General features: G+C 57.7%; 17 protein-coding genes. 8 read left to right on the plus strand and 9 right to left on the minus strand.

Going from position 1 to position 23382, the window contains the following annotated elements:
- Nucleotides 1–151: 151 nt before the first annotated feature.
- Together B3759_RS04115 and B3759_RS04120 are read right to left on the minus strand one after the other, a co-directional pair.
- Entirely contained in the window at nt 152–535 is a 384-nt protein-coding gene (locus tag B3759_RS04115) for a hypothetical protein (RefSeq protein WP_291363879.1), read from the minus strand.
- A gap of 143 nt (nt 536–678) precedes the next feature.
- Nucleotides 679–915 carry a YiaA/YiaB family inner membrane protein gene (locus tag B3759_RS04120; RefSeq protein WP_291363881.1) on the minus strand — a complete coding sequence of 79 codons (237 nt, stop codon included), beginning with the start codon at nt 913–915 and terminating at the stop codon, nt 679–681.
- Nucleotides 916–1059: 144 nt separating this feature from the next.
- Here B3759_RS04120 and B3759_RS04125 point away from each other — a divergent pair, with 144 nt between their 5' ends.
- From B3759_RS04125 to B3759_RS04140, 4 genes are all read left to right on the plus strand, one after another.
- Nucleotides 1060–1647, plus strand: coding sequence for a TetR/AcrR family transcriptional regulator (locus B3759_RS04125; RefSeq protein ID WP_291363883.1), 588 nt, complete (start codon nt 1060–1062; stop codon nt 1645–1647).
- A 227-nt stretch (nt 1648–1874) separates the two neighbouring features.
- Nucleotides 1875–5048 carry an efflux RND transporter permease subunit gene (locus B3759_RS04130; RefSeq protein ID WP_291363885.1) on the plus strand — a complete coding sequence of 1058 codons (3174 nt, stop codon included), beginning with the start codon at nt 1875–1877 and terminating at the stop codon, nt 5046–5048.
- Entirely contained in the window at nt 5048–6232 is a 1185-nt protein-coding gene (locus B3759_RS04135) for an efflux RND transporter periplasmic adaptor subunit (protein ID WP_291363887.1), read from the plus strand. The genes B3759_RS04130 and B3759_RS04135 overlap by 1 nt, the downstream gene beginning before the upstream one ends.
- Nucleotides 6229–7821 (plus strand): efflux transporter outer membrane subunit, encoded by a 1593-nt coding sequence (locus tag B3759_RS04140; protein WP_291363889.1) that lies wholly within the window; start codon nt 6229–6231, stop codon nt 7819–7821. Before B3759_RS04135 ends, B3759_RS04140 begins: the two co-directional genes overlap by 4 nt.
- Nucleotides 7822–7863: 42 nt before the next feature.
- On the opposite strand, the gene B3759_RS04145 is transcribed toward B3759_RS04140, so the two are convergent.
- Both B3759_RS04145 and argE read right to left on the minus strand, forming a co-directional pair.
- On the minus strand, nt 7864–8781 hold the full coding sequence (locus B3759_RS04145) for a succinylglutamate desuccinylase/aspartoacylase domain-containing protein (protein ID WP_291363891.1): 918 nt from the start codon (nt 8779–8781) through the stop codon (nt 7864–7866).
- A 118-nt stretch (nt 8782–8899) separates the two neighbouring features.
- Nucleotides 8900–10123, minus strand: a complete 1224-nt coding sequence (gene argE / locus B3759_RS04150) for an acetylornithine deacetylase (RefSeq protein WP_291363893.1) — start codon at nt 10121–10123, stop codon at nt 8900–8902.
- Nucleotides 10124–10287: 164 nt separating this feature from the next.
- On the opposite strand from argE, the gene B3759_RS04155 reads away from it, so the two are divergent.
- Nucleotides 10288–11535, plus strand: a complete 1248-nt coding sequence (locus B3759_RS04155) for a glycosyltransferase family 4 protein (RefSeq protein WP_291363895.1) — start codon at nt 10288–10290, stop codon at nt 11533–11535.
- Entirely contained in the window at nt 11532–12689 is a 1158-nt protein-coding gene (locus tag B3759_RS04160) for a glycosyltransferase (RefSeq protein WP_291363897.1), read from the plus strand. The genes B3759_RS04155 and B3759_RS04160 overlap by 4 nt, the downstream gene beginning before the upstream one ends.
- Nucleotides 12690–12790: 101 nt before the next feature.
- Here B3759_RS04160 and B3759_RS04165 read toward each other — a convergent pair whose 3' ends face one another.
- From B3759_RS04165 to B3759_RS04175, 3 genes are read right to left on the minus strand one after another with little or no spacing between them, the layout of a single operon-like run.
- Entirely contained in the window at nt 12791–14284 is a 1494-nt protein-coding gene (locus B3759_RS04165; protein ID WP_291363899.1) for a CoA-acylating methylmalonate-semialdehyde dehydrogenase, read from the minus strand.
- Nucleotides 14285–14323: 39 nt separating this feature from the next.
- Complete coding sequence (locus B3759_RS04170) at nt 14324–15712, minus strand: MFS transporter (protein WP_291363901.1); 1389 nt, start codon at nt 15710–15712, stop codon at nt 14324–14326.
- A gap of 30 nt (nt 15713–15742) precedes the next feature.
- A complete protein-coding gene (locus B3759_RS04175; RefSeq protein WP_291363904.1) occupies nt 15743–16903 on the minus strand; it encodes an iron-containing alcohol dehydrogenase in 1161 nt (386 codons plus the stop codon).
- A gap of 172 nt (nt 16904–17075) precedes the next feature.
- On the opposite strand from B3759_RS04175, the gene B3759_RS04180 reads away from it, so the two are divergent.
- On the plus strand, nt 17076–18011 hold the full coding sequence (locus B3759_RS04180) for a LysR family transcriptional regulator (protein ID WP_291363906.1): 936 nt from the start codon (nt 17076–17078) through the stop codon (nt 18009–18011).
- A gap of 231 nt (nt 18012–18242) precedes the next feature.
- Here B3759_RS04180 and B3759_RS04185 read toward each other — a convergent pair whose 3' ends face one another.
- Entirely contained in the window at nt 18243–19085 is an 843-nt protein-coding gene (locus B3759_RS04185) for a PhzF family phenazine biosynthesis protein (RefSeq protein ID WP_291363908.1), read from the minus strand.
- Between the two features lie 66 nt (nt 19086–19151).
- Entirely contained in the window at nt 19152–20186 is a 1035-nt protein-coding gene (locus B3759_RS04190) for a hypothetical protein (RefSeq protein ID WP_291363910.1), read from the minus strand.
- Nucleotides 20187–20411: 225 nt separating this feature from the next.
- Here B3759_RS04190 and B3759_RS04195 point away from each other — a divergent pair, with 225 nt between their 5' ends.
- Nucleotides 20412–23381, plus strand: a complete 2970-nt coding sequence (locus tag B3759_RS04195) for an ATP-dependent DNA helicase (RefSeq protein ID WP_291363912.1) — start codon at nt 20412–20414, stop codon at nt 23379–23381.
- Nucleotide 23382: the final 1 nt, after the last annotated feature.

Here is a 23382-nt window from a genome sequence, read left to right on the forward strand (position 1 = left end):
TGTGCAAAGTTCCCGATCTATAAGCGGTAATACGATTTCCGCCTGTAGGGTTTACGGAAAAAGAGAGGCCTTTGTGCCTCTCTTTTTTTATGGCGGTGGTGAAAGGCGGAGTGTTTTAAGGTGTTTCTACAGTTTTGATGAAATTGGAGTGTCAGTCGTCAGAAAGCCCGAACAGTTCGGGATAGGGCATGGCGTTTCTGCTGAGTTTCTTCTTTTTCCACTCGTCCAGCGCCCTGTTATATTCGACATGACGCAGGGCAAACTGTAACGCTTCCACATGCTGTTCGTTATTGGCATCCATCATGTTGCGTCGCCAACCTGCCGCAATCAGCCAACATTCTCCCGCCAGTTGCCATGATCCGACCCGATGATACTCCTGAGCCTGTCGTTCAAGGCCGTGATATTTGTTGTTCGGGTTGACGAGCGCCTCAGCCGTAAGGATGAAATCTTCGTCTTTCCATGGAAACGTCGATTTCATGTAAGGAAACTGCCGGGTCATACCGCCGGGATTACCGAAGTGTTCCTTGATCAGCATCGGAACCAGTCTGTCGTAAGACCTACGCCATTCGCACTGCACAGACTGCTTCCTTGAAAACTATGTTGAAGAAGAGTGCCCGTATAACGAAGTGGTGTGCCTGAGTCGATTTTCTGATGCCGTCAGGATGTCATCCATTGCCACTATGAATTTTTGGCTGCTTCAGATTCTGCCTGATCGCGCAGGGTGCGTGACAGGGAAATGGAAGACTGCACCAGAAACAGTCCCGAAAGCCCCAGATAGGCCCGGAGCCAGCTTTCCATCGGCATATAGATGACGGCAACTGCCATGGAGAGCAGGGCGACCACAAAGCTGATCCAGGTGAACATGACCCAGCTTGAGGAAACGGTGATGCTGTTGGTGGGGTGAGATGTGCTCATGGATGGGTTCCGTGTCGTTGTGTTATTACTGAACATCGTTCATAATGAACGATGTTCAGTAATGCAATCAGAAAATGAACGCCGTTCATTTCTTTTGTGTCTCATGTCATAAGGGATAAGGACGGCCGAATAGGGGAGAGAAACATGGCGCGAAAAGGCAAGGATCCGGAAGCGCTCAGAAGCGCCATCACGGATGCGGCGGAACAGATCATTATTGAAGATGGGTTCCGGGCCTGCTCTGCGCGCGCTGTGACCGGAAAGGCCGGCTGCGCGCTGGGGTCTCTCGGTTATCTTTTCGGCGGATTGGATAATGTGATTCTGGAAGTGAACGCCCGCACGCTTCTGGAAATGGGAAGCTTCATGTTTGCCGAAGCGGAAAACATGTCAGGCTCTCCATCACAGAAGCTGGAAACGCTGGCTCTGGGATATTTCCGCTATGCCCGTGATCATCTGAACCGCTGGGAGGCGTTGTTCGCCTTGCGCTGGAGCGCTCAGGAAGAACTGCCGTCTGATTATCTTGCTCTGCGCGACAGTCTGCTGGACCGTATCGCCACGCTTTTCGCTGGCGATATGCCCGTCACAGTGGAGGAACGATCTGTCCTCGCCCGTACGATGTATGAAGCCGTGCATGGTATTGTCGTTCTTGGGCTTGATCGCAGGCTCGGCGGCAGTCACGAGGATGTCGAGCAGCGCATCCGGCTACTGGTCAAAAAAATGAGCAGCACGAGCTAAAACAATAAAAACATGATGCTTGTAAGGCGGACCCTGCCACCAGAAGCAGGGTTTAAGGTCGCGTCGCCTCATATTTAAAAAAGAATTTTATATCAGCCATTCCGAAAAGATGGATATGTCAAAAGATGTCTGGACGCCACTCGCTCCTGTGGCCGGACAGCCAGTCATCTGCGCTGCCGCTTCCGGTGCGGTGACAGGCTTCTGCTCTCTTAACGCAAGGCAGTTCGATGAATGCAATCGTCGTCACCGCTCTGCGGCGGCCTTACACCTTTATTGTTCTTTCAATTCTGATTGTCATGTTTGGTTTTCTTTCAATAAAGAAGACACCAACTGACGTTTTTCCAAATATCAGAATCCCGGCCATCGCAGTCGTCTGGTCCTATTCCGGCATGCTGCCCGAAGAGTTTTCAGGGCGCATCATGTACAATTTCGAACAGGGTGTGACCTCCACGGTGGAGGGGATCGAGCATATGGAAGCCGATTCCTATTACGGTCGTGGAATCGTGAAAATCTATTTCCAGCCGGGAACGGATATCGGTGCGGCGGAAGCCGATGTCACCGCGATTTCACAGACCGTCATCCAGCAGCTACCGCAACATATTGCGGCCCCGATGATCATGCGTCTGGAAGCTTCCTCGGTGCCTGTCGTGACGCTGAAACTCACATCTGACGTGATGACACCGTCAGATTTGTGGAAACTGGCTTTTATCCGCATTCGTTCCCTGCTGGTGACAGTGCCGGGAGCCGTCGTGCCGCAGCCTTATGGCGGTATGGACAGTTTTGTCATGATTTCCCTGAGTCAGCAGCAGCTTCAGGCGCATCACCTGTCGGCGATGGACGTGCAGAATGCGCTGGACCATCAGAACGTCGTCAGACCGGCGGGCGATCAGAAGATCGGTCCGACAGACTGGATGGTGCAGACAAACGCAACGCCGAGAAGTCTTGATGATATCGCGGATATTCCGATCAAGCGTGTTGGCAACGCAGTCGTCTATATCCGTGACGTCGGACAGGTCTATCGAGGCGGCCATCCCCAGAGCAACAGTGTTCTGGTCAAGGGTAAGCAGGCCGTCATCATGGTGGTCATGAAAAGCGGTGAAGCCTCCACGCTGGATGTCGTTGATGACGTAAAAAAGATGATGCCGCGCCTTCAGGCGGTGCTGCCATCAAGCGTCAAAATCAGTATTCTCAGTGATGCATCCGGCTTCGTGAAGGATTCCATTCACGACGTGATGCGGGAAATGGTGACGGCCGCCGCGCTGACGGGACTGGTTGTTCTGCTGTTCCTTGGGTCATGGCGGTCAACCGTGATTATTGCCACGTCGATTCCGCTGGCCATTCTCTGCTCGATCATCGGCCTTGGATGGGTCGGACAGACGATCAACGTCATGACATTGGGCGGTCTGGCTCTGGCTGTAGGTATTCTTGTTGATGACGCAACGGTCATGATCGAAAATATCGACACGCATCTTGAAATGGGGAAGGAACTGGAAGAGGCGATCATTGACGCCGCTAACCAGATCGTCATTCCGACATTTGTTTCCACCACCTGCATTTGTATCGTTTGGCTGCCTCTTTTCGAGCTGGATGGTGTGGCCGGCTGGCTGTTCATGCCGATGGCAGAAGCCATCATCTTCGCCATGGTCGCTTCTTTCATTCTTTCGCGGACACTGGTTCCGACGATGGCGAAATATCTTTTCGCAGGGCATGTGCATCCGGGTGCGCATGGTGAGGAGCATGAGGCGCTCCCGCATGGAAACAATGCCTTCACACGATTCCAGAAAGGGTTCGAGCAGAAATTCACCAAATTCCGTGAATCCTATGGCATCTTTCTGGGAAAGCTCATTCAGAACAGAACGGTTTTCGTGGGTATTTTCCTTGGAATCTCCGTTCTGTCCTGTGGTCTTTACACTGTGGCTGGGCGCGACTTCTTCCCGGAAATCAAATCCGGTCAGTTGCAGATGCACATGCGCACACCCTTGGGTACGCGTATCGAGGTGGCTGGCCGTATTGCGACACTTGTCAGTGACAGGATCGGAGAACTTCTCCCCAACAAAGTGGAAGATGTTGTCAGCAACTGTGGATTACCAGAAGGCGCGCATAATCAGGCGTTCATTCCAACTCCGACACTGGGTGCTCAGGATTGCGATCTGACGATTTCGTTGACGGATGAGGCGTCTCCCGTCTGGGATTATCGCGCCATCCTGCGCCGTGGTCTGTCGGCGAGTTTTCCCGGAACGGTCTTCACCTTCCAGCCTGCGGATCTGACAGCAAAAATCCTGAATTTCGGTTCACCTTCACCAATCGACGTCAAGATTGGCGGACCGGATCTTCGCGCAAGCTATAACTATGCTGTCGTTCTGGCGAACCGGATCAGAAAGATCTCTGGTGCAGCCGATGTTTCTCTTCAGCAGACCATGCGCACACCAACCCTCTTTGTGGAAGGCGATCGCACATTTGAACAGGCTACCGGGATTGACGAAGGAAATCTTGCCGACAACGAACTGATGACTTTGTCGGGAAGCTCCCAGGTTGATCCGCAGTACTGGTTCGACCCAAAAATGGGTGTAACTTTCACGCTGAATACGTATGTCTCTCAGGATCAGCTGACGCATTATAATGACCTGCTGACCATTCCCATCGACAAGGGCGATGGCGATCCATCCGGAAAATCTATGCAGCTTCTGGGGGCGATGAGCCGGATCAAGGCAATCGGTACGCCGGGAGAGGTCTCCCATTATAACTCGATGCCAGCTTTCGATATTTATGTGTCGGCAGAAGGCACAGATCTCGGCTCCGTGCTCGATGCTGTCAAACGTGAAGTGGAGCTGACCAAAAAAGACGTGCCACAGGGATCCGTGGTGGATGTCGAAGGGCAGGCGACGACCATGAGCTCGGCATACAAGGAGCTGGTGGGAGGGCTGATCGTGTCCGTCGTTTTGATCTACCTTCTCATTGTCGTCAATTTTCAGTCCTGGCTTGATCCATTCATCATTATCTCGGCTCTGCCGGGGGCGTTGGCCGGTATTGCCTGGAGCCTGTTCCTGACGCGCACGCACCTCTCCGTGCCGGCACTGACCGGAGCCATCATGTGCATGGGAACGGCGACAGCCAACTCCATCCTTGTCGTTGATTACGCAAGAGAAAGGCTGGCGATCCATGGGGAGCCGCTGAAGGCGGCACTGGAAGCCGGTTATGGGCGGATACGTCCGGTCATCATGACGGCCAGCGCCATGATTGTCGGCATGGTGCCCATGTCCATCAGCAACTCCCAAAATGCTCCGCTGGGCAAGGCGGTTATTGGTGGGCTGATTGTCGCGACGATTTCGACACTTCTCTTTGTTCCCTGTGTCTATGCAATTTTCTACAGCCGAAAATCTTCTCGTAAGGAGGCCGTGTGATGGCGCGCTCGATCCGTAAATATTCCGGATTGCTTCTGGTTGCTGGCGTTCTTGTTGTGGCTTCAGGGTACGTTATTGTTGAACGGATGCATGCCGATCATGAGGTGGCGCGGGTGACTGAACACAGCGCCATTCCGGATGTGGAGGTTGTCACGCCGGAACCCGGCGCAAAGACTGTAGCCTTGACGCTGCCTGGGACAGTGGACGCCTGGTATCAGGCACCGATCTATCCACAGGCATCTGGTTACGTAAAGATGTGGTATAAGGATTTTGGGTCTGATGTGAAGGCCGGAGACGTTCTGGCCGACATCAATGCCCCCGGTCTCGATGCCCAGTTTGCACAGGCGAAGGCGGATCTGGATGCTCAGTCAGCAAAGTATAATCTGACTGTCGTCAGTGCCAACCGTTGGCATGCAATGGCACAGTCTCAGGCTGTCTCCGGACAGTCTGTTTCTGTAGCCGATGCCAACCGGAAATCCGGTTATGCTGAAATGCAGGCATCGCAACATAATCTGGATCGTTTTGCAGCTCTTGAAAAATTCAAGACTGTAGTAGCTCCTTTTGATGGCGTGGTGACATCCCGTGACATCAATGTGGGAGATTATGTCAGCGCTGGCGGTGGCGAGCATTCCGCCAATGGTGATGCGAACCAGATGTTCGTTGTTTCCGATATGCACAAGATGCGACTGTTTCTGTCTGTGCCGGAAGTTTTCTCCTACATGCTCAAGCCGGGCCTCACTGCTACGGTATCCGTTCCCCAGTTTCCGAACCGGACATTCAAAGCGCAATTTCTGACCATTGCCAAAGGTTACGACCCGAACACACGTACGGCTGTCACGGAATTTACGATTGATAATCCGGACCATCTGCTCTGGCCGGGCACTTTTGCTTCCGTGCATCTGACATCACCCGCAGAAGGCGGCATCTGGCAGATTCCGACTTCTACACTGGTGTTTCAGGAGGCTGGAATGCAAGTGGCCGTTGTGTCCAATGACAACCACGCGCATTTCCGGTCCATCACGGTTGGCAGAATGGCGGACACACGTACGGACGTGATTTCCGGACTTCAGCCGGGTGATCGGATTATTCGTAATCCTCCTGCCGATCTTCTGGACAATCAGGAAGTCCGCGTTGTGGTTCCGGCCAAAGGCTACGAGCGCGAAGATGAGGAGATCGAAGGATGAACCAGCTTTCGATCAGAACTCCTTCTGTGCTGAAACGGATCATGACGGGAGTATGTGCTCTGGGATCGGTTGCGGCTTTGTCCGGATGCGATCTCGCCCCTCGTTACGAGGCCCCGCATTTTATCGTGCCAGATAGCTGGACCGGTCAGACGCCTTTTGCCAAAGCGACGCCAGCCGAACTTCAGATTCCGGTCAACTGGTGGACGCTTCTCGGTGATCCGGTACTGGATGATCTGGAGCAACGTGCTGTTGAGCAGAATGCGGATCTTCAGGCGGCAGCCGAACGGTTTGTGCAGGCGCGTTCGCTGGTCATGAAGGCGCGAGCAGACCTGTTGCCGCATTTCGGACTGGCATTTGGCGCCTCCGACAACAAGCAGTCAGCCGACGCGCTGTTCCGCTATAAAGGGGCTACAACCGCGACCGACGAATTCTATGGCGGTCTTGCTTCTTGGGAGCCTGACTTCTGGTCGGAAATCCGCAATCAGGTGCGGATGCAAAAATTTGCAGCGCAGGAAAAGGCGGCTGACTTTGCCGGTGTCCGTTTGAGTCTGGCTGCTGATCTTGCATCGGATTATATCGCTCTCAGAGGATATGATGCGCAGGATGCGATCTATCGTCAGTCCATTGCCTATTATGGCAAGGCAGTGGACATGACGCGCACGCAGTTGGACAATCAGGCTGCACCCCGTCTCGATCTTGCGCGTGCACAGAACAGACTGTACGTGGCGCAGGCCGCCGAACTGGATGTGCGGGCACAGCGTGAGGTGACGGAACATGCGATCGCGGTTCTCGCCAACACAGCTCCGGAAAGTTTTCATATTGAGCCACGTGATAATTTCTTGTTTCGGACTGTGGATGTGTCTCTGGGTGTTCCCTCGGAACTACTGCAAAGACGTCCGGATATCGCTGCTGCCGAACGTGTGATGGCGCAGGCCAATCGCTCGATTGGTGTCGCACGGGCGGCCTTCTATCCGCACATTTCCCTGCGTGCGAATGGTGGTTTCAACGCCAACGGTTTTGATCTCGCAAAACTGGCCAACAGTATGTGGAGTTATGGGGCCTCGGCTTCGATGCCAATCTTTGAAGGCGGTCTGCGGCGTGCTGCACTTCAATATTCATGGTCGGTCTATCGCGAGACGCGGGATTCCTATCGTTCCACCATTCTCTCAGCATTCCGGGAAGTGGAAGATGAACAGTCCCGTGTTCGCCTGCTACGTCAGGAGGATATGCGTCTCAAGGGTGCTGTTGGTACGGCCATGGACATGCAGAACATGACAATAACGCTCTATAAAGGTGGGCTCTCGAACTATCTTGAGGCGATTGTGGCACAGGAAGCGGCTCTTGATGCGCGTATTGCGGAAGTCGAAGTTGCTGTTCGGGCCGAGCAGGCGGTTGTCGGTCTGATCCGCTCAACAGGAGGTGGCTGGAATGACAGGCTGCTGCCAACTCCTGACGAGACAATGACGTTTGATGTTTTGCAGTATGGTAACCTGCACTATCCCAAACCGGCAGGCGGCATTACGGCGCAGCCACCCGAGCAGTTCGAGAATCTCGTAACCGGTCGGTCTGCGCAGGAAAGAATGCAGTAATCGAAAAGACAATGGCCTGAAGGAAGTTCTTTCAGGCCATTGTCATGATCGGATACGGGCAAGCCTTACAGCCGTGTGATTTCGGGCAGTCCGAAAGTTTGGCATCACCAGCAGGCAATGATCGTAAGGGGTGCGGATTTCATCCGGGCCGTCCTGCGCAATCAGTGTGCCGCGTGCTGGAATGACAGTACCGCTTGCAAAGGGATGAATAAATCGAAAATGCCCCGTGTGAGCGGTGATCCGGTGCGTGACGTCGGCAATCGTAAGTGGTTCTTCAGAATGTTTGCTCTCTTTGTCCATTTCCGAAACAGAAAGAAACTGACGGACAGTGTCCTGAGTTGTTTTCAGAGCAGTCCATGTCCAGTGTTGACCGGCCTCCAGCAGGCAGGCCTGCGCCGCGGAATGAGGGCTGGTGAAGTGTGTCATGTCGATCAGTCTCGGTCCGGCGCGATGTCCGCCATCCGCCACGATGAGCGGAGGCGTCCCGATGGACGCCGCCAGAGACACGCCTTTTTCGGACGGACCCGCCAGCATGAGCGGGTCGGCAGGCCATAACATGGAATGCAGATCAAGAAGTCTGTCGATCGTCTCGATATAAGGCAGAAGCTGGCGCACGCGGGCCTGTTCGCTGGAGTGTGATACCGACTTGGCAGACGGCGTGTCCCATAGCCGGTTCATGTCTTCATCGACAAAGCGGGACATGATCGGGTTTTGCGGAGAAAAGCGGGCGAATGCAGCCAGATTGAGAAAGATCAGCGACAATGTGCCGCGCCGGGGCACGAAGCCGCGCCTGAGCAGGTCGGCAAGAACGATCGCTCCCGCATACTCATTTCCATGCATGAGGGCCGTGATGGCGACGTGCGGGCCAGGCAGGGCAGCGGTCAGGCGATACACGCCGGGAATGCCGACATTTCCTTCGCACCAGGGAGAGAGGTCTGGTTGCGGCAGTTCGAGAGGCAAAGAGGGAAGGGTGCGTGATGTAGGAGGTAGCTGTTCGGATAACCGCTTTTTAGGAGTAGTGCGGACTGAAAAGTCTCGACCTGACGTGGGGGGCTCCATGATGTGCGGCTACCCGGCGTCACATTGTACTGGTGGGAAGAGGCGCTGTGTCGGCAAGGCAGACGCGACGGGTCATGTCGCGGAGAAAGCGGTCGCAGGCCGTCAGCTGACTGCGTTCGATCCATTCATCGGGTCGATGCGCCTGCTCGATACTGCCGGGACCGCACACGATGCTCCTCATCCCAGCCTGCTGGTAAATGCCGGCTTCCGTTCCGTAGGAAATGAATCCCTCCGCGTTGGTTCCGACGGACTGCCTGACCACCGTAGCGAGCGGATCATTGTTGGGGAGGGCGAGGGGAGGCAGGTCGTTGATGACCTCGAAAGTCAGTCCGCATTCGGGGGAAGCTTTCTTCATCCACTGGTCGGTTCTGGTCAGCGCCTGCTTCATGCGATCCAGAAGAGCGTGCGCGTCATCACCGGGAACGGTACGCCACTCGATCTCGGCTTCCGCATGGGCGGGGATGATGTTGAGAGCGACACCGCCGCTGGCCAGTCCGATCTGGATGGTGGAGTGAGGTGGATGAAACCCGTCGACCTGTCTTCCTTCGAAGGCAAAACGCCGCGCTTCTTCGGCCACCCACGCCATGGCTTCACCAAGCGCATGGAGCGCGTTTACACCGTCCTCGGGATAGGCGGAGTGACCAGCCTTGCCGCGAGCAGTCAGACGCACTGACAGACGCCCCTTGTGACCGATGACCGGCAGCATGAGAGTCGGTTCACCCACCACACACCATGACGGCAGGAGATGGTCTGTCTGCGCCTGCTGCATGGCGATGCGTGCGCCATTGCAGGTGATCTCTTCGTCATGGGTGAAGAGCATATGGATGGGACGTTTCAGGTCCATGGCCGCCAGATCCGGCACGGCCGCCAGCATGCAGGCGACGAAGCCTTTCATGTCAGCCGCTCCACGAGCGGTCAGTCGGGTGCCACTTTCATGAAGCTGAAACGGATCGGATGACCAGTGTTGTCCTTCGACCGGCACCGTGTCGACATGCCCGGCAAAAGCAAGGCCACCTGCCGTACGCGGCCCGATGATGGCGTGCAGATTGGCCTTGGTTTCCTCGGGATTATAGCTGAGTTTCCAGAAGACGCCGTGAGCATCCATCCACTCACCAATCCAGTTGATCAGCGGGAGATTGGAATGCGTGCTGGTCGTGTTGAACGACACGATGTGACCCAGCATGGCAACGCTGTCGGTCGAGCCGGGGTGTGGAGCCGGGAAGGGGGCGAGGGCGTCATCCATGCGGGGAGAGTATTCACGTCTGGGCCTCCGCTGCAATCCCGTATCATGCAGTGATGACCGTCTGTGACGACTGGACGTGCCGCAGCTTTTGCGGCACGGGTAGGGATCAGTTCAAGTCTTTGAAAGATTTGAATATTTTTTGAGAATATGCGGATTTTCTGGATTTGAATCCCCTCTCTGACAAAGAGTATCATCCTTTACACAGCCTCTGGCGCAAGCTGCCCGCAGAGCCACGCAGGCGCGGGGCGGCGGGCCTGACGTCGTGGCTGGCGCCAAAAGCGCAGCATCCGGCACCCATCGCTGGCGCGCATCTGCTCGTTGGAGGAGAGATCAACAGAGCGTCAGGTCTGGGCGAAGGCGCACGTATCATGCTGCGGGCCTGCAAGGCGCTGGGCATTCCCGCGAGTAGCTTTCAGGCCAGCCTGCTTGAGGGAGCGTCAGCCCCTCTGGACGCACCACTCCAGTCGCCGTTGATCGTCCACGTCAACGCCCCCTCTCTGCCTTCTGTGCTGTTGAAGCTGGGACGTGGATTTCTGCGCAATCGCCGCATCATCGGATATTGGGCGTGGGAACTGCCGGTCGTCCCATCGCTCTGGAAGACGGCTGTGGGCTGTGTTCACGAGGTCTGGACGCCGTCGCTGTTTTCCGCCCGTGCGCTTGAAACGATCATGCCCGGTCGGGTGAGGGTGGTTCCTCATGCTCTGGCTGCTGCCCCGCTTCGCCCCTCGCATCTTGAACGCAGTGCTTTCGGCCTGCCGGACGATGCTGTTGTCGTGCTGGTCTCTTTCAGTCTGGCTTCCAGCTTTGAGCGCAAGAATCCGCTAGCGGCTATTCAGGCGTTTCGCAGGGCTTTCGGTGAGCGTCCAGATCGTTTCCTGCTGCTGAAAGTCTCACATGCCGGGCATTATCCGGAGGATATGGAGCGTCTAAGAGCCGCCATTGCTGGCGCGAGGAATATCCGCATTGAGGAACGGCTGTTTCCAGCAGAGGACTCGCAGGCTCTGATCAGATGCGCCGACATCGTGCTTTCCCTGCATCGTAGCGAAGGTTTCGGACTGGTTCCGGCGGAAGCCATGCAGTTGGGACGCACCGTGGTCGCAACCGACTGGTCGGCAACGTCGGAATTTCTAAACGCGGAGTGCGGCCTGCCCGTTCCTTACCGTCTGGTGCCAGCCCGCGATCCCCGTGGTGTCTTTGAAGCGGAAGGCGCTGTCTGGGCCGAGGCGGATATTGAAGCCGCGAGCGAGATGCTGTCTCGTGTCGCCGATGATCCGGCTTTGCGTCAGAGGCTGGGCGCACAGGCCGCGCGTGTCGCTGCCGAACGGTTTTCAGGAAGTGAACTGCTGGCGGCTCACCACGCGCTGACACGTCGGGAGCCGATGCACGCCCAAATGCAACGTGTGTCAGCATGATGAAACGGGTTCTGGTGTGGCAGTGGGGGCGGCGTGGCGGCGGCCCGCGTTTCGGGCTCAATCTTGCTCAAGCGATAGCACGTCTGCCGGGGCGAGAAGTCATACTGTCCCTGTCTCGTCGTGCCGAAATCCTCACGGCTCCCGGTTTTCCCCATGACGCGATGACGGTATGGCAGGTGGAAACCTATGGGAGCCTGAGCGGGCTAGTGATGCGGCTGCTCGGCGCACCGGTCGTCATCCCGCGACTGCTGAAAAAGCTGCGGCTCTGGCAACCTGATCTGGCGATCTGCGCCATGACCGGGCCAATTGATCTTCTGATGGCGTGTGCCCTGCGCTGTGCTGGTGTGCCGTTGGTCGTCGTCGTCCACGACGCGCTTCCCCATCCCGGCGATGGTTTTCCTCTCCAGCACACATTGCAGAATATCCTGATCCGGCAGGCGCAGGGTATCGTCGCTCTCACGCACCATGTCGCCCATCAGTTGCGGGAACAGGTGGGGATGCAGGAACGCGAAATCATGGTCGCCAGCCTGCCACCGTTCGATTATCCGGCCCTGCACGGAAAGAGCAGGGTGCCACCTGTCGAACGACTGCCCGGTCCTGTGCGACTGCTCATGTTCGGACGACTTCTGTCCTACAAGGGGCTGGACCTGCTTCTCGAAGCACTGAAGCGCCTGCCATCAACTCTGGAATATGAGTGTCGCATCGTCGGCAGTGGCCCTGACTCCAGTGAATTGCGAAAACTTGCGGCGCTTCCGCATGTCTCGGTGGAAAACCGCTGGGTGGAGGAAGAGGAAATCGCCAGTCTCGTTGGCTGGGCCGACGCGATGGTCCTGCCTTATCGTGAAGCCAGCCAGAGCGGTGTGGGAGCCGTCGCCATTGCCGCAGGAAAGCAGGTGCTGGCTACACGTGTGGGCGGGCTGGAAGAACAGTTTGCGGGCCTGCCGGGTGTGACCCTGTGTGATGTCGATGTGACTGTCCTGACGAATGCGTTGGAGGCGCTCATTGTTGCGGGGCCAGTCGTTCCAAAGATGCAGGTGAGACAGACTGATATCCTGTGGGAGAAGATGGCGGTGACGATGCTTGCAGATGTTGAGAAGAGCAGACGCCGTCAGGAAGCATCGCAAGTGGAAGCGGTTGTAACACCGTTTTCGTAAGGTTTTGCGAAATGTTCTCGCGTTTCGTTGTCACCTCGGGTTTCAAACCGACATGACAACGAAACGTCCTTTTCAGGAATTCTCAGCGGGAGTTCCCGATATTATCCCAGCGTAGGCATGGAGAATTCAGCACCGCCGCGGATACCTTCCGGCCAGCGGCTGGTGACAGCCTTCAGACGTGTGAAGAAGCGCACCCCTTCTGGTCCGTGCATGTGGTGGTCTCCAAACAGTGAGTCTTTCCAGCCGCCGAAAGAATGGAACGCCATGGGAACAGGGATCGGCACATTGACGCCAACCATTCCCGCCTGAACGCGATGCGTGAAATTGCGGGCGGTGTCGCCATCGCGGGTGAAGATGGCGGTTCCGTTCCCGAACGGGCTTTCATTCACCAGCTTGAGGGCCGTTTCAAAATCCGGAGCGCGCATGACACAAAGAACCGGACCGAAAATCTCCTCCTGATAAATCTTCATCTCAGAGGTGACATTGTCGAAAAGCGATGCTCCGGTGAAGAAGCCCTCCTCATGCCCGGAAATGACATGTTCGCGCCCGTCCACGACCAGCGTCGCTCCCTGTTCGACGCCGGAATCCACCAGTCTGCATACACGCTCGCGATGCTGCGCCGTGATCAGCGGCCCCATATCGTTGCTGCCATCCTCGCCGGGGCCGATCTTCAGCGTTCTGGCCCGTTCGGCCAGCTTGTTCACAAGTGCGTCCGCCACAGGTCCCACCGCGACGGCGACTGAGATCGCCATGCAGCGCTCGCCAGCCGAACCCCATGCTGCACCCGTGAGAGCGTCAACGGTTTTGTCGAGATCGCAATCCGGCATGACAATGGCGTGGTTCTTCGCTCCGCCCAGAGCCTGCACGCGTTTGCCGTGGGCCGTGCCCGTTGCATAAACATGCTTTGCGATCGGCGTGGAACCGACAAAGCTGACAGCCTTGATTTCGGGATGTTCAAGGATGGCGTTGACCATATCCTTATCACCATGCACCACCTGTAACACACCGTCAGGTAGGCCGGCTTCCTTGAAAATCTCTGCCAGCATCACGGACGCTGAAGGATCGCGCTCCGAAGGTTTGATGATGAAACAGTTGCCGGTCGCAATCGCCATCGGGGCCATCCAGAGCGGAACCATGACAGGAAAATTGAACGGCGTGATACCTGCGGCAATGCCGAGTGGCTGGCGCATCGTCCAGGCATCAATGCCCCGACTGACCTGCTCGGTATATTCACCTTTGAGAATTTCCGGAGCCGCTGTGGCGAACTCGATGACCTCCATGCCGCGTGTGACTTCGCCCTTTGCATCCGGAATTGTCTTGCCATGTTCGGCGGAAATCACAGCGGCAAGTTCATCGGCACGCTTTTCCACCAGATCGCGGACCCGGAACAGGATACGGGAGCGGGTCAGGGCTGGCGTGTCGGCCCATTTCGGAAAGACGGCCCGTGCGGCGGAAACAGCCGCTTCCAGATCCACGGCATCACCGAGCGCGACCTGAGCCTGCACCGCGCCGGTTGCGGGGTTGAAGACATCCGACCGGCGCTGGCCTGCGCCTTCGGTTTTCTGGCCATTAATGAAGTGAGGAATGATTTTCATTTTTCTTTGCCTTATCAAGAAAGAGTGGGAAATCGGGAGTTACTCGGCGGTCTGGGTCGTCGCGGTAGACAGCGTTTCGTGAGACAGGGAAATGCCTCTGCGTTTTTCGCCATTGACGGCGGAAGGCAGCGTTTCAGGCACGAAAAATAGCGTGACGAAGAAACCGATGATGCAGATTGCTGCGGGATAGAGCAGACCGGCGAAGACGTTTCCGGTGCGTGAGACCAGGCTGAGGCTGATAAGCGGCAGGAAGCCGCCGAAAATACCGTTCCCGATATGGTAGGGAATGGAAATCGAGGTGTATCGGACTGCTGCCGGGAAGGTCTCGACGATGAACGCGCCATAAGGCCCGTAAATCAGCGCGGCGATGACCACGAGAGCAAATACGATGGTGGCGATAGGAAGTGCGTCAATTCCATCGTCATGGACACAGGATTTCAGAACCATGAACAGCGGTAGGTAGAGAACGGCGGAAGCGGCCATGCCGGTCAGGGCAAGCGGCTTGCGCCCGATACTGTCTGACAGACGACCGAAGATGACAAAGAACGGCAGACCACACAACGCACCGGCCGCTACCGCGAGTGTTGCGGGCAGAAAGGCGACCTTCAGGACGCTTTCGAGAAAATACAGCGCGTAGAACTGGGCTGTGTAGAACGTCACCGCCTGAGCGCAGGCGACACCGAACAGAAAGGTCAGGATGCGACGCGCATTACCGGGAATGGTGAAGGCGTCCCGGATGGGCGAAGAGGAGACCTGCTGGTTTTCCTTCATCTCCAGAAACACAGGAGACTCATGCAGCCGGAGACGGATGCGGAAAGAAACGCCGACCAGCACAATGGAAAACAGGAATGGCAGTCGCCAGCCCCATGCGGTGAAGCTCTCCTCGCCAAGGCCCAGACGTAGCCCGAGGACGATACCCAGCGCCAGAACGAAGCCGCCGGACGCCATGGCCTGAATATAGCTCGCCCATTTGCCGCGCTCTGTGGCTGGAGCGTGTTCGGCGACATAGGTTGCAGCCCCGCCATATTCACCGCCCAGAGCCAGCCCCTGAATGATCCGCAACGTGATGAGCAGAACCGGCGCGACATAACCGGCAGTTTTGAAATCAGGCAGCGCACCGATGGCGGCTGTTGAACAGCCCATGATCAGCAGGGTGGTGAGAAAAGTGATCTTGCGTCCGAAGCGGTCTCCGAAATGACCAAAGACCAGACTGCCTAGCGGACGGACGGCGAAACCGGTTGCGAACGTCGCCACACTGATCAGCGTAGCGGCTGTTCCATTACCCGGCGGATAGAACATCTGCGCGAAGAAAATGGCGAGGCAGCCATAGAGAAAGAAATCATACCATTCGATGATGGTGCCGACGCTGGAGGCAAAAACCAGACCATGCATCGAACGTGTTTTGGAAGAGGTTATAGCGCTGCTCATGCTGCGGTCCTCCCGGTTATGCGGCGCACATTATGCGGCCCAGACGCGGTGATAGAGTGCGACGATGTCCTGTGCCGTCGGTACACGCGGATTGTTGGCGGGCGATCCGGAAGCCAGCGCCTGCTCGGCCATCAACGGCAGCAGGTTGTCCCAGCGGGCGACATCGAGGCCGTGTTCTTTCGGCGTCGGCACGCCGATTTCCCGGTTTCTGCGACGTAGCCCCACCACGAGAGCCTCGCCCGCAGCGGCATCGGATGCTCCGGCCTCGGCAATTCCCATCACGCGGGCGGCCATTGCATAGCGTTCCGGTGCGCCGGACAGGGACCACGCCGTGATTTCTGGCAGCAGCATGGCGTTGGACAGGCCGTGCGGCACATGGAAGTGCGCCCCGATAGGGCGGCTCATGCCATGAACCAGAGCAACGGAGGCGTTCGAGAACGCCATGCCAGCCTCGAAAGCGCCCTGCATCACGGCGGCGCGGGCTTCGCGGTTGCCGGGTTCCTCACAGGCAACGGGCAACCATTTCCAGATCCGTTGCATCGCGGTCAGAGCCAGAGCATCAGTGAAGGGAGAAGCTTTTTTCGAAACCCAGGCTTCCAGCGCATGAGTCAGAGCATCGGTGCCGGTATCAGCCGTCAATCTGCGTGGCATCGTCAGGGTTAGTTCATAATCCACGATGGCGATGTGAGGCTGATAGGCCGGTCCCATGCAGAGCATCTTCTCGTCAGACACCTCATCGGTGATGACGGTGACGCGAGTGGCTTCCGACCCTGTTCCGGCGGTTGTCGGAATGGCGATGACCGGCAGGCCCGGCGTGTTCTGGATATGCGGAACCTTGAGACCGGATGGCGTGGTGTCATGTCGTGCGAGCACGGCGACCATCTTGGCGGTGTCGATCGGGCTGCCGCCGCCCAGTCCGATCACGCAGTCATGCTGACCGTCTCGCAGCGCGGCGAGGGCGGCGTTCACGCATGCGACGGTCGGGTCCGGTACGGTCTCCGTAAAGGCCCGCATGGTGTATCCGGCCTGTTCGAGAATGCCCCTGACCCGTTCGAGCACGCCGCCTGAAGCCATGAACGGATCGGTGATGATGAAAGGCGCTTTGAGACCGGCCTGTTGCAGGGCGTCCGGAAGGTCGTTCAGCGCGCCGCCCCCGAGGCGGACAAAAGGTGGAAGGACCAGTGCAGTCATTAGAATTCCCCTTTTCGCGGATGGAGTTCCGGACCTCGGTCCTGCTCCATCTCTTTTGTGCGGATGAAAATGTCTGGCACGGTGCAATCGGACAGAAAATCTGGCGTTTTCGCCCACCCCATGTGCAAAAATGCACAGATATTTCGAAATGTGGGCTGCGAAGGAGCGAAGTATGCACGGAAGACGAGGGCTCGACTGGCGTGATCTTCAGTATTTTCTGGCTGTTTCCCGCGGTGGAGCGCTGTCTGTGGCCGCTCGGGAGCTGGGCGTGGAGCACACGACGGTTGCCCGGAGAATTCAGTCTCTGGAGCAGACAATGGACGCCACGCTCTTTGAGCGGCACCCGCGCGGCTACCGTCTTACACGACAAGGTGAACAGTTGCTGGCCGGTGTCGAGGCGATGGAACGTGAGGCGCAGGAGGTGGCGTTCGGTGCCGGAGGTGGCCTGTCCGGAACAGTGCGGATCAGCGCGCTGGAAGGATTCGGGAATTTTTTCCTCGCCCCACGGATCGGAGCGCTACTGGAGGCCAATCCGGATCTGACCGTGGAGATGGTGACAATCCAGCAGATCGTTTCTCTCTCCCGTCGTCAGGCTGATCTCGCCATTGGCCTTACCCGTCCTTCCGGAGACCGGTTTCATACAGAAGAACTGACGGACTATCGCCTGTTCATCTATGCCAGCCCCGATTATCTGCGGCGACATGGGCCGGTCAGGCGCCGGGGAGACCTCGCTGATCATATATTCGCAGGTTATGTCGATGAACTCGTTTTCTCGCCTGCTCTGGACTATCTGGCTGAGGTTGGCATCGACTCCCGGCAGGTCCGGATTCAGAACTCCAGCATTCAGGCGCAGAAAGCAGCCGTTCAGGCCGGACTCTGTCTTGGCGTCCTGCCTGCGTTTGTCGCGGAATCAACGCCCGGACTTGTGCGTGTCCTGCCGGAGGAAATCAGCCTGCTCCGGACCTACTGGCTGATCACACGCGGCGATGAAGCGGGGTCATCGCGGCTCGGCCATCTGTGCCGGGTGTTGCGGAATGAGACCCGTGCTGCCCAGGCGCTTTTCCTTCCATCCCGGAATACCGCTGCATGTGAAATACGCCCTGACTGATCCGGGAAAGATCATTCAGGCGCTGGGGAGATCGATAGGCTCATTTTGTCCAGCGGAACAGAGCATCTGATTGAGGCGGCTGGCCGGACAGGATTACCGAAGTGTTCCTTGAGTAGTATCGGAACCAGTCTGTCGTAAGATCTCCGCCATTTAACATACGCTGAGTCTTATTCAGTTTAACTTGCTGAACTGAATGAGAACTGCCGATCCTTTGTGTTGTACAGGTGGATTTCAGACCTGAAGCATCCCTGTAATTCTTGTGATGGTGGAACCACCGACCCAGACTTTTCCATTCTCGTAATCAACATGCACCAGACCATTCCGACCGAGCCGGACACCTTGACTGGCAATATAATGTTGGGGCGCTTGTTCGCTGCCAATCAGCCATTGAGCCAGTCCGGCGTTCAGACTGCCAGTAACAGGATCTTCGTTGACACCAGAGTTCATGGCGAAAGCACGCACTTCAAATTGTGCTTCCGTTCCGTCAGTGGCTGGGTTCCATGGGCCAATGACACCAATGCCCAGATCCATCAGACTCCCGTAATCCGGTTCAAGCGCCAGAACCTCTTCTCGGGAACCAAGCAGAACGGAGAGCCAGCCGGGACCATTATCCGTCCACGCGGATGCCTGGATGGATGAAAGTGGAATCTTCAGTCCGTGTGCAACACGATTTAAAAGCGCTTCGTCGACTGGACCGGACCGAAGGAGTTCTGGCGCAACAAAAGCAAGGCGTTCTTCCGTACGACGAATGGGCACAAGACCGATGCCACATTCCTGAATGATTGTTTTGCCGCAGGGATGGTTTCCAGCCGTCAACCATGCATGACAACTTCCCAGCGTGGGATGACCAGCAAAGGGTAATTCTGTTTCGGGAGTGAAGATACGGACCCGATAGTCGGCTTCCGGCGAAGTCGGTTTGAGCAGGAACGTTGTTTCACTCAGGTTGGTCCAACTGGCAAAAGCCGCCATCTGTTCTGTCGTCAGATCGTCTGCCCCGAGAACAACAGCGACCGGATTGCCTTTGAAAGGCGTCGCTGAAAATACATCGACCTGCTGGAACTCAAACTTCGTCATCAAGGGTGTCCTGCTAAAATTGGGACGAAATAAGGAAACGGATTTCGTGGCTTGGACTTTTCTCTCTTACGGTGTCATTTCCATGAAAATCTGGCTTTCCGTGTTGATCCCGTCCGCCGGACGACCAGCCGGTTCGTCAGCACCCATCGCCCTTACGCCATGAATCAGACAATCTCCCTTGCGAACAAGGATCGGGTCCTTTGGTTGCAGGGTAAAAGGCGTATTGGGATACGAAACGCCTTCTCCCTTGAGATACACTGTGTGCAGCGTGGTGGTCTGCGGTTGGATTATGAAGGCATCCAGAGCGGGATTGTCCGTATAGGTGCCGTCATGCGGAAATTGCGGGCATCCTCCATGCTCGAGAAAGACCGAATGTGAGACCATCCACCAGTGCAGCGGCGTCCGGAAAACCACGCCCTGACCGGCGACGGCTGCGACATTGCCGTCGATTGAGAAGATAAGCCTGTCTTTGGGCACATGATAAACCTTGTAGGCCGTTTCATGCCTTTGCGGCGACATGAGGAATTCGTCCGACATTGCGCCGCTGAGTTCGAAGGGTTCCGGAGGCTGTTGTGTGGGCGTGGTGGTCACATGCAGATGCGCCGTCATCGTGTAGGGTTTGCCAGTAAAATCAGAACCGTCGAGAATGAGAAACAGGCAGGACTTCAGCGGAAAAGGTCTGGCAAGGCGAATATGGACAGGGACGCGCTGGTGATCTGGCGCGTTCTGTTTGACGATGGGGGCCGCCAGCGTGATGTTCGGAAAATGCGCGTTGATGGCTGCATAGTCGCCAACATCCTCACCGGGTGCAGGGCAGGCGGGAGATGTCGCCATATGCAGCGAGATCAGGGCTTCACTGAATTTCTCGGAAGGGGAGGAGGTCTCCACATAGCCGTCAATCCCGACAAGACTCTGACCCGGCGGAACATGGAAAGGATATAGCGGCTTACGGGTAAGGCCTTTTGTAACGGTTGTGACCGACGCGTCAGCTTCTATTCCCGCATCCGTTGCACCAGCAGTGCCGGGGAGACAGTTCACAAACAGACTGGACAGGAGCAGGGCCGGGAGAAGAAACATCTTCCGGCAATTGTAGAACGGCATGACGGCAGGCTTCCCACAGAATAAATATGACTTGCAGTTTAGACTCTCTGCCTGCGTGGAATCAAAAAAGACTGCTTCTAAAGGGGCATGGAGGTCGACAGGCCAATAATCAGCAAGATCGCTCCGGATTCCTTGTGGCCGAAAGAAACTGCACGATCAGAGCAAACCGGAACGATCCAGCTTCCGGATTGCGCCCCTGCCATCCTGCGTTAGACTGTGGGCCAGATGTCCGCCGCCTTTCCCTCTCCGTATGAAGCGCCTGCTCTTGTCGCTGGTCATGGCTTCTTTTCCTGCCTCACCGTTGACGGAGAGCTGCTGACGCTTAACCGGACGCGGGCGAAGCAGTTCCTGCAGGAAGAACCGGCACCGCTGGTCGTACATGCCCCGGCGACGGCCCGGATGCTGGGCATGACGCCACCCGGACAGCCAGCGCCGTGGTTCGATTTGCTCGAACTGTTTGCCTTTGTGCACCCCGCCCGCTCTGTCGCACCCACGCCGCGTGGACTCGCCATTGCGCTCGGACTTGGTGATTTTGATGGGCGGCGCGTCGAGGCGAATACGTTGCCGGACCTCGCAGCACGTCTGCTGACGGACCTGCGTGCCCTGAAGAATACGTCCTCTCATCCGTTCCTTGTCGCCCTCGCAACCCGTCTGGCGCAGACAGGCTGGGTCTGGAGCGGTGCGGTGATGGAAGCGCTGGAGATTACCGGTCCGGTGTCGCGTGAAGCGATGCAACCCGGTGAGGCGCTGCGGATCTGGGATCAGCTTCCGAAATGGGAGGACACGGCGCGTCGTCCGCCGCCCGGCTCCAACCCGGTCACGCCGGCTGAGGCCCGGACCCGGCTGGGTCAGATCCTCGGCCCTGATGCGGAAATCCGGGTGGGACAAGCTGATTTCGCCGATGTCGCCACACACGCCTTCGAACCGCGCGAGGGGATGGGTTTCCCGCGTGTCGTGCTGGCGGAGGCCGGAACGGGCACAGGCAAGACGCTCGGCTATATCGCTCCCGCCAGCCTCTGGGCCGAACGCAATGGCGGCGCGGTCTGGATCAGCACCTATACACGCCATCTCCAGCGCCAGATCGAAGCGGAAACGGCGCGCCTGCATCCCGATCCCGCTGTGCGTCGCAACCATGTGGTCGTGCGCAAGGGGCGCGAGAACTATCTCTGCCTGCTCAACATGGAAGAGGCGGTGAACATCGCCCCCACGCGTGGCCCGGGACCGGTCATTGCCCTCGCTCTGCTGGCCCGATGGGGAATGGCGACGATGGAAGGCGATCTGTTCGGCGGTGATCTTCCCGGCTGGTTCGGGGATATTCTCGGGCATGGTGTGCTGTCCGCCACAGCCGATCGGCGCGGCGAATGTATCCACGGCGCCTGCCCGCACTATCAGCGCTGCTTCGTGGAACATTCCATCCGACGCGCGCAGGATGCGGATCTTGTGATCGCCAATCATGCGCTGGTCATGGCGCAGGCGGCATGGGGGCAGTCGCAGGGCTTGCCTGCGCTGGAACAAGGTGACCAACCTGAGGCGACGCCTGAAGAAGCCGTGCCAGACGAGGACGGCATCCCCACGCGCTATGTGTTCGATGAGGGGCATCATCTCGCCGATGCAGCGGACGGGGCGTTTGCGCTTGAACTGTCCGGTCTGGAAGCGGCGGAACTCCGGCGCTGGCTGCTCGGTGCGGAGGGTAGCCGTTCACGGGCGAGGGGATTGCGTCGCCGTCTTGATGATCTTGTCGCAGGCAATCCACGTCTTGAAACACCACTGGAGGCTGCTCTTCTGGCGGCCAAAGCACTTCCTGCACCGGGCTGGTCCGGGCGTCTGTGGATCGAACCACAAACAGACAGGCCGGAGGAACCGCCCGAACCGGAAGATGTGACGGCCTCCCTCTTTCCTGTCCCTGCACCGGTTCAGCTTGTTGAGCCGGTCATCGACAATCCAACCGAAACGGTGCTGCGTCTCCTGCGCGATCAGGTTCTGGCCCGCACGGTCGGCAACGGCCCGGTGCGTCGGAATGGCAGCGAGTGTGATCTGCATCCGATGATCGACGGTCTTGGCGAGGCCGCCGACACGCTCGCCCGGGCGCTGAGCCGTATCGCCGAACCGCTCCGTACACTCGTCAACCGGCTGGAAGACAAGCTGCGCGAGGACACGGACACCCTCGACACCGCCGCCCGCGCCCGCATCGAAGCGATGATCCGGTCGTTGCAGCGTCGCGCCATCGGCCGTCTCGACGGGTGGGTGTCGATGCTCACCACCTTCTGCACCCCGCCCGACGAAGTGGGGCCGCCGCAGTTCATCCGTTTCATCCGCCTTGAAGCGCGGGAGGGACAGAGGCGGGGCGAGCAGGATGTTGGTCTGCACCAGCACTGGCTCGATCCGACCCTGCCGTTCGCCGCCGTGCTGGCCGCGCCCGCTCATGGGCTGCTGATCACTTCCGCGACCCTGCGTGACGAGACGGACACGGATCAATCCGCCGAAGCTGAACAGATATGGGAAGCCGCCGAAGCGCGTGTCGGAGCCAGCCATCTGCCGTCTCCGGCATTGCGGGCTTCTCTCGCCAGTCCCTTCGATTATTCCCGTCAAACCCGCGTGTTCATCGTCAACGATGTCGCGCATGATGACCCGGACACTCTGGCTGCGGCCTTTCAGGCGCTCTTTCTGGCTTCCGGAGGCGGCGGGCTCGGGTTGTTTACGGCGATTGAGCGGTTGCGCACGGTGCATCGCAAGATTGCAGCACCTCTGGAGGAAGAGGGTATTCCCCTCTACGCGCAACATGTCGATGCGATGGACAATACCACGCTGGTGGACGTGTTCCGCACGGAGACAGATTCCTGTCTGCTTGGCACGGATGCGATGCGTGATGGTGTGGATGTTCCGGGACACGCGCTCCGTCTGGTGGCGTTCGAACGGGTGCCTTGGCCACGCCCGGATATTCTGCATCGTGAGCGGCGAATGCATCTCTCGCAGGGTAATCCCCGCCTTTATGATGACCGGCTGGCGCGCCTGCGACTCAGGCAGGCTTTTGGTCGCCTGATCCGGACACGCACGGATCGCGGCGTGTTTGTTCTGCTCGACCGACGCACGCCGTCCCGGTTGCTCAGCGCTTTTCCCTCGGGCGTCATTCCGCATCGGCTCGGGATTGCTGCGGCTGTGGAAGAGATCAGAACCTTTTTCGCAGAAGAAAACTAGA

This window comes from Acetobacter sp. UBA5411, from assembly GCF_002409645.1.
Classification (GTDB): domain Bacteria; phylum Pseudomonadota; class Alphaproteobacteria; order Acetobacterales; family Acetobacteraceae; genus Acetobacter.

What these genes read in the sequence shown, in the direction of transcription:
- B3759_RS04140 (WP_291363889.1), top strand. Translation starts at nt 6,229, where the DNA reads ATGAACCAGCTTTCGATCAGAACTCCTTCTGTGCTGAAACGGATCATG.
- B3759_RS04175 (WP_291363904.1), bottom strand. Translation starts at nt 16,903, where the DNA reads ATGACTGCACTGGTCCTTCCACCTTTTGTCCGCCTCGGGGGCGGCGCG.
- B3759_RS04190 (WP_291363910.1), bottom strand. Translation starts at nt 20,186, where the DNA reads ATGCCGTTCTACAATTGCCGGAAGATGTTTCTTCTCCCGGCCCTGCTC.
- B3759_RS04170 (WP_291363901.1), bottom strand. Translation starts at nt 15,712, where the DNA reads ATGAGCAGCGCTATAACCTCTTCCAAAACACGTTCGATGCATGGTCTG.
- B3759_RS04195 (WP_291363912.1), top strand. Translation starts at nt 20,412, where the DNA reads ATGTCCGCCGCCTTTCCCTCTCCGTATGAAGCGCCTGCTCTTGTCGCT.
- B3759_RS04125 (WP_291363883.1), top strand. Translation starts at nt 1,060, where the DNA reads ATGGCGCGAAAAGGCAAGGATCCGGAAGCGCTCAGAAGCGCCATCACG.
- B3759_RS04115 (WP_291363879.1), bottom strand. Translation starts at nt 535, where the DNA reads ATGCTGATCAAGGAACACTTCGGTAATCCCGGCGGTATGACCCGGCAG.
- B3759_RS04135 (WP_291363887.1), top strand. Translation starts at nt 5,048, where the DNA reads ATGGCGCGCTCGATCCGTAAATATTCCGGATTGCTTCTGGTTGCTGGC.
- B3759_RS04130 (WP_291363885.1), top strand. Translation starts at nt 1,875, where the DNA reads ATGAATGCAATCGTCGTCACCGCTCTGCGGCGGCCTTACACCTTTATT.
- B3759_RS04120 (WP_291363881.1), bottom strand. Translation starts at nt 915, where the DNA reads ATGAGCACATCTCACCCCACCAACAGCATCACCGTTTCCTCAAGCTGG.
- B3759_RS04180 (WP_291363906.1), top strand. Translation starts at nt 17,076, where the DNA reads ATGCACGGAAGACGAGGGCTCGACTGGCGTGATCTTCAGTATTTTCTG.
- argE (WP_291363893.1), bottom strand. Translation starts at nt 10,123, where the DNA reads ATGGATGACGCCCTCGCCCCCTTCCCGGCTCCACACCCCGGCTCGACC.
- B3759_RS04160 (WP_291363897.1), top strand. Translation starts at nt 11,532, where the DNA reads ATGATGAAACGGGTTCTGGTGTGGCAGTGGGGGCGGCGTGGCGGCGGC.
- B3759_RS04165 (WP_291363899.1), bottom strand. Translation starts at nt 14,284, where the DNA reads ATGAAAATCATTCCTCACTTCATTAATGGCCAGAAAACCGAAGGCGCA.
- B3759_RS04185 (WP_291363908.1), bottom strand. Translation starts at nt 19,085, where the DNA reads ATGACGAAGTTTGAGTTCCAGCAGGTCGATGTATTTTCAGCGACGCCT.